The organism is Yoonia maritima, from assembly GCF_043641945.1.
GTDB classification, from domain to species: Bacteria; Pseudomonadota; Alphaproteobacteria; order Rhodobacterales; family Rhodobacteraceae; genus Yoonia; species Yoonia maritima_B.
Map to the genome: position 1 here is coordinate 361,799 of NZ_JBHZRX010000001.1, position 14,932 is coordinate 376,730.

General features: G+C 54.9%; 16 protein-coding genes and 1 pseudogene. 5 read left to right on the top strand and 12 right to left on the bottom strand.

Translation table 11 applies throughout. The features are described from left to right. From ACHUEV_RS01925 to ACHUEV_RS01965, 9 genes and pseudogenes are all read right to left on the bottom strand, one after another. Entirely contained in the window at positions 1-1,053 is a 1,053-nt protein-coding gene (locus ACHUEV_RS01925; protein WP_394177381.1) for a sugar phosphate isomerase/epimerase family protein, read from the bottom strand. Positions 1,054-1,146: 93 nt separating this feature from the next. Next, positions 1,147-1,275, bottom strand: a complete 129-nt coding sequence (locus ACHUEV_RS01930) for a hypothetical protein (RefSeq protein ID WP_394177382.1) — start codon at positions 1,273-1,275, stop codon at positions 1,147-1,149. A gap of 15 nt (positions 1,276-1,290) precedes the next feature. Further along, positions 1,291-2,484, bottom strand: a complete 1,194-nt coding sequence (locus tag ACHUEV_RS01935) for a formate dehydrogenase subunit gamma (protein ID WP_394177383.1) — start codon at positions 2,482-2,484, stop codon at positions 1,291-1,293. A gap of 30 nt (positions 2,485-2,514) precedes the next feature. Continuing rightward, complete coding sequence (fdh3B, locus tag ACHUEV_RS01940; RefSeq protein ID WP_106353556.1) at positions 2,515-3,108, bottom strand: formate dehydrogenase FDH3 subunit beta; 594 nt, start codon at positions 3,106-3,108, stop codon at positions 2,515-2,517. Between the two features lie 11 nt (positions 3,109-3,119). Next, a complete protein-coding gene (locus ACHUEV_RS01945; protein WP_394177384.1) occupies positions 3,120-6,086 on the bottom strand; it encodes a formate dehydrogenase subunit alpha in 2,967 nt (988 codons plus the stop codon). Between the two features lie 62 nt (positions 6,087-6,148). Then, complete coding sequence (locus ACHUEV_RS01950; RefSeq protein WP_394177385.1) at positions 6,149-6,334, bottom strand: twin-arginine translocation signal domain-containing protein; 186 nt, start codon at positions 6,332-6,334, stop codon at positions 6,149-6,151. A gap of 50 nt (positions 6,335-6,384) precedes the next feature. Continuing rightward, complete coding sequence (locus tag ACHUEV_RS01955) at positions 6,385-6,987, bottom strand: TorD/DmsD family molecular chaperone (RefSeq protein ID WP_394177685.1); 603 nt, start codon at positions 6,985-6,987, stop codon at positions 6,385-6,387. 5 nt (positions 6,988-6,992) lie between these two features. Then, positions 6,993-7,541, bottom strand: a pseudogene (locus ACHUEV_RS01960) (DUF3306 domain-containing protein); the annotation flags it as partial. Further along, positions 7,520-8,053 (bottom strand): DUF3305 domain-containing protein, encoded by a 534-nt coding sequence (locus ACHUEV_RS01965; protein WP_394177686.1) that lies wholly within the window; start codon positions 8,051-8,053, stop codon positions 7,520-7,522. The pseudogene ACHUEV_RS01960 and the gene ACHUEV_RS01965, both read right to left, overlap by 22 nt. A gap of 211 nt (positions 8,054-8,264) precedes the next feature. Between ACHUEV_RS01965 and ACHUEV_RS01970 the strand changes: the two genes are divergently transcribed. From ACHUEV_RS01970 to ACHUEV_RS01990, 5 genes are read left to right on the top strand one after another with little or no spacing between them, the layout of a single operon-like run. Further along, complete coding sequence (locus tag ACHUEV_RS01970; RefSeq protein WP_394177386.1) at positions 8,265-10,232, top strand: 4Fe-4S binding protein; 1,968 nt, start codon at positions 8,265-8,267, stop codon at positions 10,230-10,232. Positions 10,233-10,244: 12 nt separating this feature from the next. Beyond that, a complete protein-coding gene (locus ACHUEV_RS01975; protein WP_394177387.1) occupies positions 10,245-10,439 on the top strand; it encodes a DUF6494 family protein in 195 nt (64 codons plus the stop codon). Position 10,440: 1 nt separating this feature from the next. Beyond that, positions 10,441-11,508 (top strand): Mrp/NBP35 family ATP-binding protein, encoded by a 1,068-nt coding sequence (locus tag ACHUEV_RS01980; RefSeq protein WP_394177388.1) that lies wholly within the window; start codon positions 10,441-10,443, stop codon positions 11,506-11,508. After that, positions 11,505-12,173: a biotin/lipoate--protein ligase family protein gene (locus ACHUEV_RS01985; protein WP_394177389.1), complete on the top strand. Its 669-nt coding sequence runs from the start codon at positions 11,505-11,507 to the stop codon at positions 12,171-12,173. Before ACHUEV_RS01980 ends, ACHUEV_RS01985 begins: the two co-directional genes overlap by 4 nt. Continuing rightward, positions 12,170-12,670 (top strand): DUF6505 family protein, encoded by a 501-nt coding sequence (locus ACHUEV_RS01990; protein WP_394177390.1) that lies wholly within the window; start codon positions 12,170-12,172, stop codon positions 12,668-12,670. The genes ACHUEV_RS01985 and ACHUEV_RS01990 overlap by 4 nt, the downstream gene beginning before the upstream one ends. Positions 12,671-12,689: 19 nt before the next feature. On the opposite strand, the gene ACHUEV_RS01995 is transcribed toward ACHUEV_RS01990, so the two are convergent. From ACHUEV_RS01995 to ACHUEV_RS02005, 3 genes are read right to left on the bottom strand one after another with little or no spacing between them, the layout of a single operon-like run. Next, on the bottom strand, positions 12,690-13,487 hold the full coding sequence (locus tag ACHUEV_RS01995; protein WP_394177391.1) for an ABC transporter substrate-binding protein: 798 nt from the start codon (positions 13,485-13,487) through the stop codon (positions 12,690-12,692). After that, entirely contained in the window at positions 13,484-14,200 is a 717-nt protein-coding gene (locus tag ACHUEV_RS02000) for an ATP-binding cassette domain-containing protein (protein ID WP_394177392.1), read from the bottom strand. Before ACHUEV_RS02000 ends, ACHUEV_RS01995 begins: the two co-directional genes overlap by 4 nt. Next, positions 14,194-14,898: an ABC transporter permease gene (locus ACHUEV_RS02005; RefSeq protein ID WP_106353530.1), complete on the bottom strand. Its 705-nt coding sequence runs from the start codon at positions 14,896-14,898 to the stop codon at positions 14,194-14,196. Before ACHUEV_RS02005 ends, ACHUEV_RS02000 begins: the two co-directional genes overlap by 7 nt. Between the last annotated feature and the right edge of the window lie 34 nt (positions 14,899-14,932).

The window sequence follows — 14,932 nt, forward strand, 5'->3', positions numbered from 1 at the left end:
TTATATCCCCAGCATCTTACGGTTAGTGGCATCATCAACATCGCCACCGGCAAAGTCATCGAACGCACGCTCTGTCACACGGATGATATGATCTTTGACGAATTGCGCACCTTCACGGGCACCATCTTCTGGGTGTTTCAGACAGCATTCCCATTCGACGACGGCCCAGCCGCTGAAATCATTTGCAGCCATCTTGGAAAAGATCGCTGCAAAATCGACCTGACCATCACCTAGGCTGCGAAACCGCCCCGCCCGATCGACCCAAGACTGATAGCCACCGTAAACGCCCTGACGGCCCGTTGGGTTGAACTCTGCATCTTTGACGTGGAACATTTTGATCCGGTCTTTGTAGATGTCGATATTGTCCAGATAGTCCAAGCACTGCAGCACATAGTGCGACGGATCATACAGCATGTTGCAACGCGCGTGACCATCTAGGCGTTCTAGGAACATCTCAAATGTTACGCCGTCATGCAGGTCTTCGCCCGGATGTATTTCATAGCAGACATCAACACCGCATTCGTCGGCATGGTCCAAGATTGGACGCCAGCGCGCGGCGAGTTCATCAAAAGCTGCTTCGACCAAACCAGCTGGGCGTTGCGGCCATGGATAGATATAGGGCCAAGCCAGCGCGCCGGAAAACGTCGCCATCTCAGAAATGCCCATATGCTTTGATGCGGTCAGAGCCATCTTGACCTGATCAACGGCCCAAGCCTGACGCGCCTTTGGGTCGCCTTGGACCTCTGGCGCAGCAAATCCGTCAAAGGCAGTGTCATAAGCCGGGTTCACTGCAACCAACTGACCCTGCAGGTGTGTTGACAGTTCTGTCACCTCGACACCGTTCGCGGCGGCCTGACCTTTGAATTCATCGCAATAATCTTTGGATGACGCGGCCTTGGCCAAATCAATAAAACGTCCATCCCAACTGGGAACTTGCACGCCCTTATAGCCGCAGTCAGCAGCCCATTTCGTGATCCCATCCCAAGTATTAAATGGCGCTTCATCACCCGCGAACTGCGCTAAAAACAGTCCTGGTCCCTTAATCGTTTTCATCGAAATCCTCCCTCGTTTCGAGAAAACTATATCGATTTAGGCGATAGGTGCTAGTCCCCAATTTTGATCAAATTTTAGGTGAGATTTGGCTAATTAATCAGATAATCGCACGGTCGCGCTGACTGTTCGATCTGCAGCGCCAAAACCTACGGCGTGCAGCCCGAAATAGGAAATAACGGAAATCAAAGCGACCGCACAAAAGGCAAAAAGCATCGTTTTCATTTGATCGCCCCGTCTCTATTCCGCTGGTGTGGTTTGGCTTTGGGCCTCTTTGGCCTTTACCTCATCTACCCACAGGCTGTGGTGTTCGCGCGCCCATTGTTCCTCGACCTCGCCGGTGCCCATCGCGTCAAACGCGCCTTCCATGCCGACGGAACCAATGTAGATATGTGCAAGGATAATCGCCATCAGCACGAAACCCACAATCGCATGCCAAAGCTGGGCGTATTGCATTTCTTCTTGGGGAGATAGGTCAGTCGGCAGCGTTCCAAAACCCAATAGCTGCGACACCCCGAAATCATTCATATGGGCGAATGTCTTGGCAAACATCGGCAGTTCGAACGGAAACAGCAGTGACAGGCCAGAAATAGAGATTGATCCTCCAAGTAGAATAACCGACCAGAAGATCACCTTTTGACCCGCATTGAATTTCTTTGCAGGTGGATGCACCCCTTTTTTGAACAGACCGCCACCGACAGCGACCCACTTTAGGTCGTGGCGGTTGGGGATGTTCTCAAGCACCCACATGAAGAACACCATCGTCAGGCCGATCATGAACGCCCATGAAACGTTGTTGTGAATCCATTTGGACGCCACGGCGATCAGCGCAAAGCTATCGTGCCCAAACGTGGGAATGACAAACTTACGCCCAAACAGCGAAATCAGACCAGTGAGCGCGAGCAAGATAAACGACCCGCCCATGAGCCAGTGCCCGAACCGTTCGATTGCTTTGAAACGGGTTATCGTCCGCCCTGTCTTTTCGCCGTCAATCCGAATGCGACCTCTGATCAGGTAGAACAACAGGAGCAGGCCAAGCGTCCCGAGCAGCAGATAACCACCGTAGGTTAACAGCGGACCTTGTCGAAAGTTCAGCCACCACATGCCGCCGTCTTGGACCAGCGTGGTTGATGCCGGTCCTCGTGCCTGTGTCGTCACATCAGCAGAACCATAGCGCAGGGCACGCCACAGATCCGGATCAGACTGGCCGCCTAATGTCCCCAACTGTTGGGTAATATCTGCGGCCGAATCTGGATCGCCTAAATTATCGCTACGAAAGCTCTCATCGACCTCCATAGCGGATTGCCGTGCGAGGATATCTTCGAGCGTCTGCGCCCCGCCCGTCGCGCTTCTGTCAGGCACAGGTACATCCTGTGCCTGCGCGCCAAACGCCAACAAACAAATCACAAGACCTGCGACAAATGCCCGGATCATAGATGAGCCCCCTCGCCCTATGTGAACGGCTTAACCGCCCTTTTGATCATAGGCTGTGCCCCAGCCCCATGCGCCCGATCCAAACCCGCGCGCCACAACGCGTTCACGGTAGATGCTGGAGACCGTGTCACCATCGCCCGCCAGTAGCGCCTTTGTTGAACACATCTCGGCGCAGATCGGCAGTTTACCTTCGGCGATCCGGTTGCGTCCGTATTTGGCAAATTCTGCGGTGCTGTGGTTTTCTTCGGGGCCGCCGGAACAGAAGGTACATTTGTCCATCTTGCCCCGTGATCCAAAGTTACCCGCTTGCGGATACTGCGGCGCACCGAATGGGCATGCATAAAAGCAGTAGCCACAACCGATGCACAGGTCTTTGGAGTGCAGCACGATCCCGTCTTCGCTTTGGTAAAAGCAATCGACTGGGCAAACGGCCATGCAAGGAGCGTCCGAACAATGCATACAAGCAACCGAGATTGACCTTTCCCCCGGTTTGCCGTCGTTGATCGTGACCACCTTGCGGCGATTGATGCCCCAAGGGACTTCGTGTTCGTTTTTACATGCGGTGACGCAGGCGTTGCATTCAATGCAGCGTTCGGCGTCGCAGAGGAATTTTGCTCTTGCCATCTTACTTCTCCTTACGCTGTCCAGATTTTGCAGAGGGTCGCTTTAGTCTCTTGCATCTGGGTCACTGAATCATAGCCATAGGTCTGTGCGGTGTTGGTGCTTTCACCCAAGACGTAAGGGTCCGCACCGTCGGGGTATTTGCCCCGCAGGTCTTCGCCCTCAAAATGGCCACCAAAGTGGAACGGCATAAAGGCAACGCCAGCCCCGACCCGTTCGGTCACCATGGCCATTACTTTGACCTTGCCGCCTTCTGGGCCTTCGACCCAAACTTGAGTGCCATCACGAACACCAAGATTGTTAGCGTCGCGCGGGTTGATCTCGACGAACATGTCTTGCTGAAGCTCGGCCAACCAAGGGTTTGACCGGGTTTCATCCCCGCCACCTTCATATTCAACCAATCGACCCGAAGTCAGAATGATTGGGTATTCCTCCGAAAAGTCGTTCTTTTGGATCGACGCGTAAAGCGTTGGTAGACGGTAGAATTTCCGGTCCTCATAGGTCGGATAATCTGCCACCAAATCCCGACGGTTCGAATAAAGCGGTTCGCGGTGGATCGGTACGGGATCTGGGAATGTCCAGACGACTGCACGCGCCTTGGCGTTCCCAAATGGCGCGCATTCGTGTTTAATCGCAACGCGCTGGATGCCGCCAGAAAGGTCAGTCTTCCAGTTAATCCCAGAAACACGCCCATCATAGTCAGATGGGAACGGCGACATGCCTGCCTCGCCGACTTCTTCATCGGCACCGTCATCAGACTGCCCCACATCAGAAGACATGCCTTCAACGCCTGCAATATGACCGATGACACGTTTTTCAGCGTCGGTTAGATCGCTGTCCCAGCCCAGATCAATAAGCATCTGATAGGTGAATTCTGGGTAACCATCGGTGATCTCCGACCCTGCAGAATAGACGCCTTCGGCCAAAAGGTTGTCGCCATCACGTTCCACACCGAAACGGGCGCGGAAGGTCAGACCGCCTTTGGACACTGGTTTGCTCATGTCATACAGGTTTGGCGTGCCTGGGTGGTTCATCTCGGGTGTACCCCAACATGGCCACGGCATACCGTAATAGTCCCCATCAGCCGGACCACCAATCGCCTGCAACGTCGTTTTGTCGAACGTATGCTGGTTCGCCATATGAAGCTTAATGCGTTCTGGGCTTTGCCCAGTATAACCAACCGTCCACATACCGTTGTTGAATTCGCGGGTGATGCTTTCGATATTCGGCGTTTCGTCGCCTTCCATCTCGATGTTGCGGAAGAATTTATCTGCCCAACCGAATTTGTTCGCGAACTTCGCCATGATCACGTGATCTGGCAGGCTTTCGAACAGTGGCTCAACGACCTTGTCACGCCACTGTAACGACCGGTTTGATGCGGTTACTGATCCGCGTGTTTCAAACTGTGTACATGCCGGAAGCAGGTAGACCCCGTCTGTACGGTCGTGCAGAACCGCGGAAACGGTCGGATATGGGTCCACGACGACAAGCATATCAAGCTCTTCCATCGCGGTTTTCATTTCCTTCATCCGGGTCTGCGAATTGGGCGCATGCCCCCAAAGAACCATGGCCCGTACTTTGTTCGGTTGATCCATGTTTTCAGGGTCTTCCAAGACGCCATCAATCCAGCGCGAAACAGGAATACCGGTGGATTCCATCATGTCCTTGGATTCGAACTGCCCTTGTAGCCAATCATAGTCTTCGTTCCAGACACGTGCCCAATGCTTCCATGATCCTTCGGCAAGGCCGTAGTATCCGGGCAATGTGTGCGACAGTACCCCAAGGTCAGTCGCGCCCTGCACGTTGTCATGGCCACGGAAGATGTTTGTGCCACCACCCGAAGTACCCATGTTACCCAGCGCAAGCTGCAACACGCAGTATGCGCGGGTATTGTTGTTGCCTGTGGTGTGCTGTGTGCCACCCATGCACCAAACGACGGTGCCGGGGCGGTTGTTCGCAAGCGTAAATGCGACGCGGCGCAGCTGTTCACCGGGAACGCCAGTTACACGCTCTACCTCGTCTGGTGTCCAACGCGCGACTTCTTCGCGGATCTGATCCATCCCCCAAACGCGGGTGCGGATGAATTCAGTATCTTCCCAGCTATTTTCAAAGATGTGCCACAGGATACCCCAAACAAGCGGAACATCCGAACCTGGACGGAAGCGCACAAATTCGTCGGCATGTGCCGCAGTCCGGGTAAAGCGCGGATCACACACGATCAAAGGCGCATTGTTTTGCTCTTTGGCTTTCAGAATATGCTGTAGCGAAACAGGGTGCGCCTCGGCCGGGTTACCACCGATGATAAAGATCGCCTTTGACTGATGCATATCGTTGTAGCTGTTGGTCATGGCGCCATAGCCCCATGTGTTCGCCACACCAGCAACGGTGGTCGAGTGACAAATACGCGCCTGATGGTCCACGTTATTCGTGCCCCAATAGGCCGCAAATTTGCGGAATAGATAGGCTTGTTCGTTATTGTGCTTAGCTGAACCCAGCCAATAAACGCTGTCTGGGCCGCTTTCTTCGCGGATATTCATCATACCATCGCCAATTTCGTCGATGGCCTGTTCCCAGCTAATGCGAACCCATTCGCCGTTTTCACGTTTCATCGGATAGCGCAGGCGACGTTCACCATGGGCGTGTTCCCGAACGGCCGCCCCTTTGGCGCAATGCGCACCAAGGTTGAACGGGCTGTCCCAAGCGGGTTCTTGTCCAACCCAAACACCGTTATCGACTTCGGCTAAGACCGTGCAGCCGACGGAACAGTGGGTACAAACTGATTTAATGGTTTCAACGGCACCGGCCATCGCCTCTTGCGCGTTTGCTGCGGTGACTGTGCCACCAGTGGCGGCGATGGCGGTTAGGCCACCGATGGTCAGGCCAGATCCGCGCAAAAATGTACGGCGATCAATGGCCCCTTTGGTGCTGGTCGATTGAATTCCAGCGCGGCGTGCAGCGCCTGTCGTCTTCTTTCTTAACATGTCTTGTCTCCCTTGCTGGCGCCGTCAATGCGGGCTTGCTCGGTTATTAAATTAGACACCCATTAAAAACGGGCGCTCTCGAAATATGCGCGGGTATGGGCGGTGTCCTGCATCTTGTCCGAGGTCGGATCAACCGGCTGTGCCGCAGCTTCGGCTCCCGACACCGCCACTGCTGCTGCCGCTGGTGCGGCCACCCCAAGTTTGAGAAAATCGCGGCGGCTGCTGCCGTCCTCTTTGCTCTTTGCCATCAGATACACTCCCCTTACTTATTGCGGCCAAGCCGCCGATAATACGCGGACTACTCCGCAATCATTCGAAACGCTTCGCGTTCGATCCCCATAAATTCTCGTCCAACTGCGCCCACTGATGCGTAAAGAACAGAGTTCTTTGCCGCCTCGAGGTCGCTATAAAAATGCCCAGCCCACGGGCCGACATGTTTGTTAAAAAATGTCTTTTGCGCGGTTAGGTCAGCGACGCCGCCAGCAAAGCGGCCAACGATTAGACCGCCCATCATTTCCATTAAGGATGCGATGTTATCCTCTGGTTCGTATACGTTTTCTGCCCGCGCTATTCCACGTGCAGACATATCGGCGCGTAGCACTGCGAGTGGTTTTTCGTTCAAGAAACCCGTCAAATAGTAGCTGGCGAATGGTAATAGTTCACCGCGCCCGAGGCCGATGAATAATGCGTTGAATTCGCGTGTGACCGCTTTGGGCTTTGAAACCCGCGCAACCTGCGCCAATTGCGCAATTGCTTGGCCAAGCGCCGTATCGTCACCCGAAAGCGACGCGCATTGCGCTAGCAACATTTCATCTGGTGGCCCCGCCAAAAGCAACCCAAGGAAATTGTACAGGTCCGCACGCATGCGATCCTCTGGATGTACTTGGGCGATGTCAGCCATTGCAGTCACGATGCCACCTCCTGCTGATATTCAAAGCGCATGCGACGGCGCGGTGCGGGGGCTTCGTCTAATTCGGTTTCAATTTCGGCGTAGGCCGTAACCGTCGCGTCAATCTGAATTGGCTCTTCTTCTGGTTCTTCATCTTTGTCTTCGGCCACGGCCTCTGTCGGTGCGGTCAGTTTTTCAAGATGCGTCAGCATGCCCTTGCCCACCTGATAGGCTGTTTGCATGTGCTCGACGACTTTGGCGCTATCGGTAAAGTCTTCGCCATAATCGACTAGGCCATCGACATTCGCCAAGACCGGGTTCAGCCGCCACAAACGACGCAGCGCCCGGCGGCGCAGGTGGTCTGGAACAGCTTTCGCCATAAATCCTTTGATGTCATCACCCGCAATCAGCGTATCAGGATCAGGCAGATCAAACGCAGCGAGGACCTCGGCATCGGTCATTTCTGGCTCTGCGACCGCAACCTCTGTCTCCGCCTCTGTTTCGGCAGCGACTTTTGCTTTGCGACGTGACCAGAAATCTTGTGTCATGCGACCGTCCCCTTGCGGACCGGGGCGCGGTAAACGTCGGTAAGCTGCGCAATCCTTGCATCGCCTACGCCATCTTCGGCGCCATCAACGCGCTTGCGATCGCGGCGACGCTTTACGAATACTTCTTCTTCAAAATAAGCCTGCGCAAAATCACGAACCCAAGCAACTAAGCCAGCAGGCATTGGAACTTTCTCTACAATGTCTTCACCATTGTCAGCGTAATCCTGTGCCTCGTAGGGTGATGCAGTCACCAATGTCACATGGAATGGGCGCGCTGCATCATCAGTGCCACGCATGACCACATAAATCGCAGGTTCCATATCTGAGATGCCGGTTAGGTAAGCTTCGCTTTCGGCGCCATGTAATTCCAGCTGCACCGTCTGTGCATGAAATTCAGCAACGTCACCTTCCTCGCGTAGAATTACCCAGTCAGCAGGCCCTGCACCGGGCAGAACCGCTACCGCGCGCCACGCCCATTTCGCCCAGCGCGTTGCACCCGGGGTGCGACGCACGACAATGCCCATTGGCATGGACTGATACTGTTGTGGGTTGCGTATCAAAGCTGCCTCTTCCAGAATCTAACAACATGCTGCACCAAAACTGATTTCAAAAAAAGCATTATTATCACGCGGTTACGCCGCAGCGCAGCATCGCAAGTCCCCATTTTTGGGGTTTGATTGCGGGACCAGCAATGGCTAAGCTCACCCTACTACGGTGACGTAGAGCGGGGAGAGACAGCCAATGACAAGCCAGCCAACCCACGGCAAGCGACTGATTTTATGCGATTGTTCTGGGACACAGCAGATCGACCCAGAGGCGATCTCGGCCTCGACGGGCCTATCATGTTCGAAGGTCCACACCGCGCTTTGCACCCACGAAATCGCGATCGCGAAGGAGGCAATTTGTAGCGGTGATGTGATAATTGCCTGCGGGCAAGAAACTGAACGCTTCCAAGAACTTGCCCATGACCACAATGTCAGCACGCCTGATTTCGTTGACATACGTGACCGTGCTGGATGGACGGCCGACAAAACCGCTCCCACACCAAAGATGTCCGCCCTTATCGCCGAAGGCCTATTACCGCAGTCAGAACCAAAGGTACGCGATATCACGTCGGAAGGGACTTGCCTGATTATCGGTACAGGCCCCGTTGCAATAGGTGCCGCCACCCAACTGGCAGAGATCTTAAGCGTGACGCTGCTTTTGACTGCAGCGGATGACGCCCCAATGAGTGGCAGTTTTGATACAGTAAAAGGCCAAGTCACTCGTGCGGTCGGTAGCTTGGCACATTTTGAAATCCATTTCGACGCCCTGCAAGAGGTCGATCCAACAGGGCGCGGCGCACAGCTATTCACCGCCCCTCAAGATGGTGCGCAATCACACTGCGATATTATCCTTGATCTAAGTGGCAACAGCCCGCTGTTCCCGGCACATGAAAAACGTGACGGTTATCTTCGTGCTGATCCGAAACACGTGCCATCCGTGGCGAAGGCTGTGTTTGATGCTGCACAAATGGTCGGGACATTCGAAAAACCGCTTTATGTCAAACTAGAAGAAAGCCTTTGCGCCCATTCACGTGCCGAACAGGCCGCCTGTTCTAACTGTCTAAACGCCTGCCCAACTGGGGCAATCACATCCGCAGGTGACCATGTGGCGATTGACCCGCTGATTTGCGCAGGCTGCGGTGCCTGTTCTTCCTTATGCCCGTCAGGCGCTATCACCTATGACGCCCCACCCGTCGACGATACCTTCCGACGGCTTGAAACGCTCGCTCGGACATACCGTAATGCAGGTGGTCAGAACCCCCGCCTGTTGGTTCACGATGATGAACACGGCGCTGAGATGATACAGCTTTCCTCTCGATTTGGTCGCGGTCTGCCGAGTGATGTAATCCCGTTCGCAGTCTTTGCGCTCGCTGGCTTTGGTCATGCCGAGATGCTCGCCGCCTTTGGCGCAGGATTTGCAGACGTCCACGTTCTGCTTTCACCCAAATCCGACCGAGACACGATTATACAAGAGGCAGCACTAGCCGCAGCGCTTAGCAGTCGCCCGGTGCCCCTTCTTGATGTCACAGATCCCGATGCGATGTCAGATGCATTATACGACGCGACACCAAGTATCGCAGTGGAAACCCCGATCCTGCCGATTGGTACACGCCGTCGGGTGACACGCACAGCAACTAAGGCACTGAACCCGAAAGGTATCATCGCGCTGCCTGAAACCGCGCCCTATGGCGCTGTTCTGGTTGATACCGACGCATGTACGCTGTGCCTGTCATGTGTTTCGCTTTGTCCGTCGGGTGCATTGGCTGACAACCCCGATATGCCACAGCTTCGGTTCCAAGAAGATGCCTGCCTGCAGTGCGGGCTTTGCAGCAATATCTGCCCGGAAAAAGCAATCACACTTGAACCGCGCTTCAACACGACTGACACGGCATTGACCCAAGTCGTATTGAACGAAGAAGAACCTTTCGCCTGTATCGAATGCGGCAGCCTATTTGGCGTTAAATCCACAATCGAGATGATTACTGAAAAACTGGCTGGCAAACATGCAATGTTTGGCAATCCTGACGCCGCCAAGATGATTCAAATGTGCGACAACTGTCGTATTCAGGCTCAGTATCATTCTACCGACAACCCATTCACCGGCGCAGAACGCCCACGCGTTCGCACGACAGACGACTACCTGTCCAAGCGCCGCGATCATTAATAAGGAAAACCCATGAGCGACGATTTCAACATGTCCATGCGCAAGTTTCTAAAACAGGTGGGGGTCACGTCCCAACAAGCAATCGAAGAAGCAATGCGTGGCGCGGACACTGCCGGAAAATCATTTGAAGCCAAGGTCGTACTGACCATTGGCGACCTAGATCTTCAACATGTCGTAACAGGCACCATCACGGGGCAGGACGACTAAAGTGACAATTACCCGTGACGCGGTTATCGCGACCCTAAAGACGATCAAAGACCCCATTACTGGCGACGATATCATGGCAGCGGGCCTCGTGCGGGCACTATCCGTGGATGACGGCAACGTGCGCTTCGTGTTCGAAGTTGCCCCATCGCTTGTACAGCAATTGGAACCCGTGCGCGCCTCAGCAGAGGCAGCACTGAAGGCCATGCCCGGCATCGGGTCGGTCTCCGCCATCATGACGGCGCATAACACGCCAGCTGCCCCACCCGATCTGAAACCAAACCGTCAGTCGGAACCAACAGGCCCACAAAAGGTACCCGGCATTGATCGGATCGTTGCGATTGCGTCTGGCAAAGGTGGCGTTGGGAAATCAACCGTATCTGCCAACCTTGCCTGTGCGCTCGCAGCCGAAGGGCGACGCGTTGGGTTGCTGGATGCAGATGTCTACGGACCATCGCAACCACGGATGCTTGGCGTTTCTGGGCGCCCTGCCTCTCCTGATGGCAAGACAATCCTGCCGATGCGCAACCACGGCGTCACGATGATGTCGATAGGACTGATGCAAAACGAAGATCAGGCCGTTGTCTGGCGCGGTCCTATGCTAATGGGCGCGTTGCAGCAGATGATGAACCAAGTCCAATGGGGTGCGCTTGATATCCTGATCGTGGACCTGCCCCCCGGGACCGGCGATGTCCAAATGACGCTGGCGCAGAAATTCGACCTGTCTGGCGCGATTGTCGTGTCCACCCCACAAGACATCGCGCTACTGGACGCCCGCAAAGGGATCGACATGTTCAAACAACTGCACACGCCCATCATCGGCATGATCGAAAACATGAGCACTCACATCTGTTCGAACTGTGGCCACGAAGAACACACCTTTGGTCACGGTGGCGTCGCGCAAGAGGCCGCCAAACTGGACGTGCCCCTGCTGGCAGAGCTACCACTGCACTTAGATATCCGCCTTGCTGCGGACGGTGGTGCGCCGATCGTGGTGTCAAAGCCTGACAGTTCTTCAGCGCAAGCATTTCGCGCCGTCGCACGAAAGCTGATCGAAAGCGGAGATGCATGACCGGGCCCGTATTCCCTCCACTATTTACGGGACAGGCAACCGTCGATGACCCGATGCGAGTCGCCGTCGACATGGCGCGACAGGGCTGCGACGCAGGCACAATCGTGTACAATCTATCTGGCCGCGATCTACGCGCCGCAATCATCTTTGCCCCAGAAGTTCCGCTTGCACAGGCAATGGCGATGCTTCCGGTTTGCGGCATCGGCTTTCAAAACGCGCTAGGGTCCGTGGCCCCGCCCGAGGTTGCCGTGCACCTCAAGTGGGACGGCACAATCATGGTCAATGGGGCGGCATGCGGCGCATTGACGGCGCACAGCGCAACAGGCGCGCAAAATCAATTGCCAGATTGGCTAACTATCGGACTGACCGTGCCGCTGTGGCCCGAGAATGACGCGCCGGGCGAAACGCCTGATATCACTGCACTATATGCAGAAGGCTGTTCTGACATCACCCCAGTTGATCTACTTGAAGGCTGGGCGCGGCATACGCTTGTCTGGATCAACCGCTGGCTGGATGAAGGCACGCGCCCGATTCACGCTGAATTCACCGGGCTATGGCAGAAAAACGCAGGCGAATTGGGCCTTGATCCCGATATGGGACTACTATCGAAATCAGACGATGTCATGATCCTGATGCCACTCACCACATTACTGGAGCCCGTATGACCGACCGCTTCCTTGCCCGTGCGATCCATTTCGACGAAAGCGATCAGATGATCTTTCATACCCCTGCGCGCACCGGCGAATGGTGCATTTCAGGCGGTTTTGAGTTCTCAAACTGGTCCGAAGGCGACCTATCCGGCAAAGCGCGGCAGGCATTTTCCAACGGATGGTTGGGACTTGAGACATTCGGGCGCGTCACGGTCATAGCGATCACAAAGGTCGAAGACCAAGAGTTAGATGCGCTCACACAGGCGCTCGCCGCCCATTTCATCAGCCACTATGGCGCACCGAACATTGAGGCCGCACTGGGCGTGGCAATCGAAGAGATCAGCCAGATGTGCGATCTTTGCGCGGACCAGCCACCCAACACGCTCCTGATGGTCAGTCGTGAATTAACAGAGGCTGGCGTCAAAGAAAGCTACCGAATGGTTGAACCGCAATCTGCCGGGCTGGATCAGTTTGCGGTTCATGGTTCGTTGGATGAACCAGATCAAATTTAGTTAAATTTGATCGCGTCACTTAAAACGCGGGCTGCGCGTTGAACGTGAACAAGGTTTCACCATTGATTGTATATTCGTTGATCAATGTTGCGGCACGTGCTGACGTGAGCCACCCTTCCAATTCCATCGCCAGCTCATTCTTCACATGCGGATGCAGTTCCGGGTTCACTGGGATATAGGCATATTGGTTAAACAGCACTGGGTCGCCAGAAAACAAGAGTGCCAAATCAGCCTTGTTACCAAAGTTCAGCCAGCTTGCCCGATCCGCAAGGATATAGGCATTCATGCCAGCCGCCGTGTTCAGCGATGCTCCCATCCCTGCCCCAACGGGACGATACCAATCACCCCCACGTGACACGCCCGCGGCATCCCACAAAGATAGCTCTTTTTTGTGGGTGCCACTATCGTCGCCACGACTTACGAATGGTCCCTCTATCTGCGCAATGCGGGTCAGCGCATCGACCGCAGTGGTGGCTTCGGCAATTGCAGCAGGGTCTGCGTCAGGCCCGACAAAGACAAAGTCGTTGTACATAATTTCGCGGCGATGGGTGCCATAACCACCTTCAATAAACGCTTCCTCTGAGGCGCGCGAATGCACAAGGATCGCATCAACGTCACCAGCTTCGCCAAGACGCAGCGCCTGCCCGGTCCCCACGACCAAAAGCTGTACATCAATTCCGGTGTCTTCTTTGATCGCAGGCAACAAAATTTCGGACAAACCAGAATTATGAAACGAAGTCGTCACCGCCATCTTCAAATCTTCGGCGGCAGACGCAGTACCAGTTAATGCCATCACACATGCAAGTACGCGGATCATTCTACAATATCTCCCTGAAGTAGCGCCGCAGCTTGCGGCGTTTTCGGCCCCGCGAAAAAATCCTGAGCGGGGCTGTTTTCGATGATATGCCCATGCATGAGAAACACAACATCTGTCGCCAGCCGTTTGGCTTGGCCAATGTCATGCGTCGCCATGATGATGCGCGTACCGGCGTCGCAGGCGTCTAGCAGGATCGTTTCAATCTCTCGCATGGCACGCCCATCTAGATTAGCACAGGGTTCATCTAGAAAAATGATATCAGGGTCCAATATCAGCGCCCGCGCCAATGCGAGCTTCTGCTTTTCTCCGCCAGACAATTGCGGTGCTTGTTGGTCAAGCGCACCGCCTAATCCAACACGACCAGCCCATGCCTCTGCCTTTTCTCGGGCCGTTGTTTTATTGGTCCCGCGCAGGGTTAGTGGATAGATCAGATTATCCCTCACGCTGCGCCGCAACATGATCGGCGTTTGAAAGACGAAGGCTTGTCGTAAGCGTGCTTCGGTCAATGGAACCTGCCACGTAACTTCGCCTTGTGACAGCCGCTCCAACCCGTGAAGCGTGCGCAAGAATGTCGTTTTACCTGCGCCATTCGGCCCCATCACAATGGTAAACCCAGTTTGTGAAACCCTCAGATCAACCGGCCCCAACAGCGTCTTACCGCGACGTTTCACCAACGCCTGTGACACCTCGAGTGGAAGGATTGGGGTCACCATTTCCCCTCACTCTCTGTCTGGCCGATCGCGTGAATTGCGATATTCACCGCGACTGCCAAAGCGATCAAGACAAAGCCCAAGCCCAGCGCCAAGGCGAAATCGCCTTTTCCTGTCTCAAGTGCGATGGCCGTGGTCAGCACGCGCGTCGCATGGTCAATGTTACCGCCGACAATCATGATCGCGCCAACCTCGCCTATCGCACGACCAAAACCAGCCAGCGCGGCCGTCATTAGTGCCCGTCTGCCATCCCAAATCAGTGTGGCAATCCGCTGGCGTTTAGTGGTGGAAAACGAGATCAGGAGGTCATGATATTCGGCCCAGATGTCGCGAACCGACTGATGGGCGATAGACGCAATAAGCGGTGTGATAATAATGACCTGCGCGATAATCATCGCGGTGGGCGTGAACAACAGGCCAAACACTCCAAACGGGCCGGAACGCGACAAAAGCAGATAAACGATCAAGCCGACCACAACGGGCGGCAGGCCCATCAATGCATTCAGTACAGCAATTGTCGCGCGCCTGTGCCTGAACCGTCTGATTGCCAACCAAGCCCCAAAGGGAAGCGCAATCAGCGATGCGATCACTGTCGCCGTAACTGTAACTTGCAAAGACCGTAGCGTGATTTCAACAAGATCAGGATCAAGGGTCACAACCAGCCAAAAGCCAGCGACCAATCCTTCCCAGATATCCCCCATATGTCTTGCCTACTCACCTGCCCCTGAGGGCAGG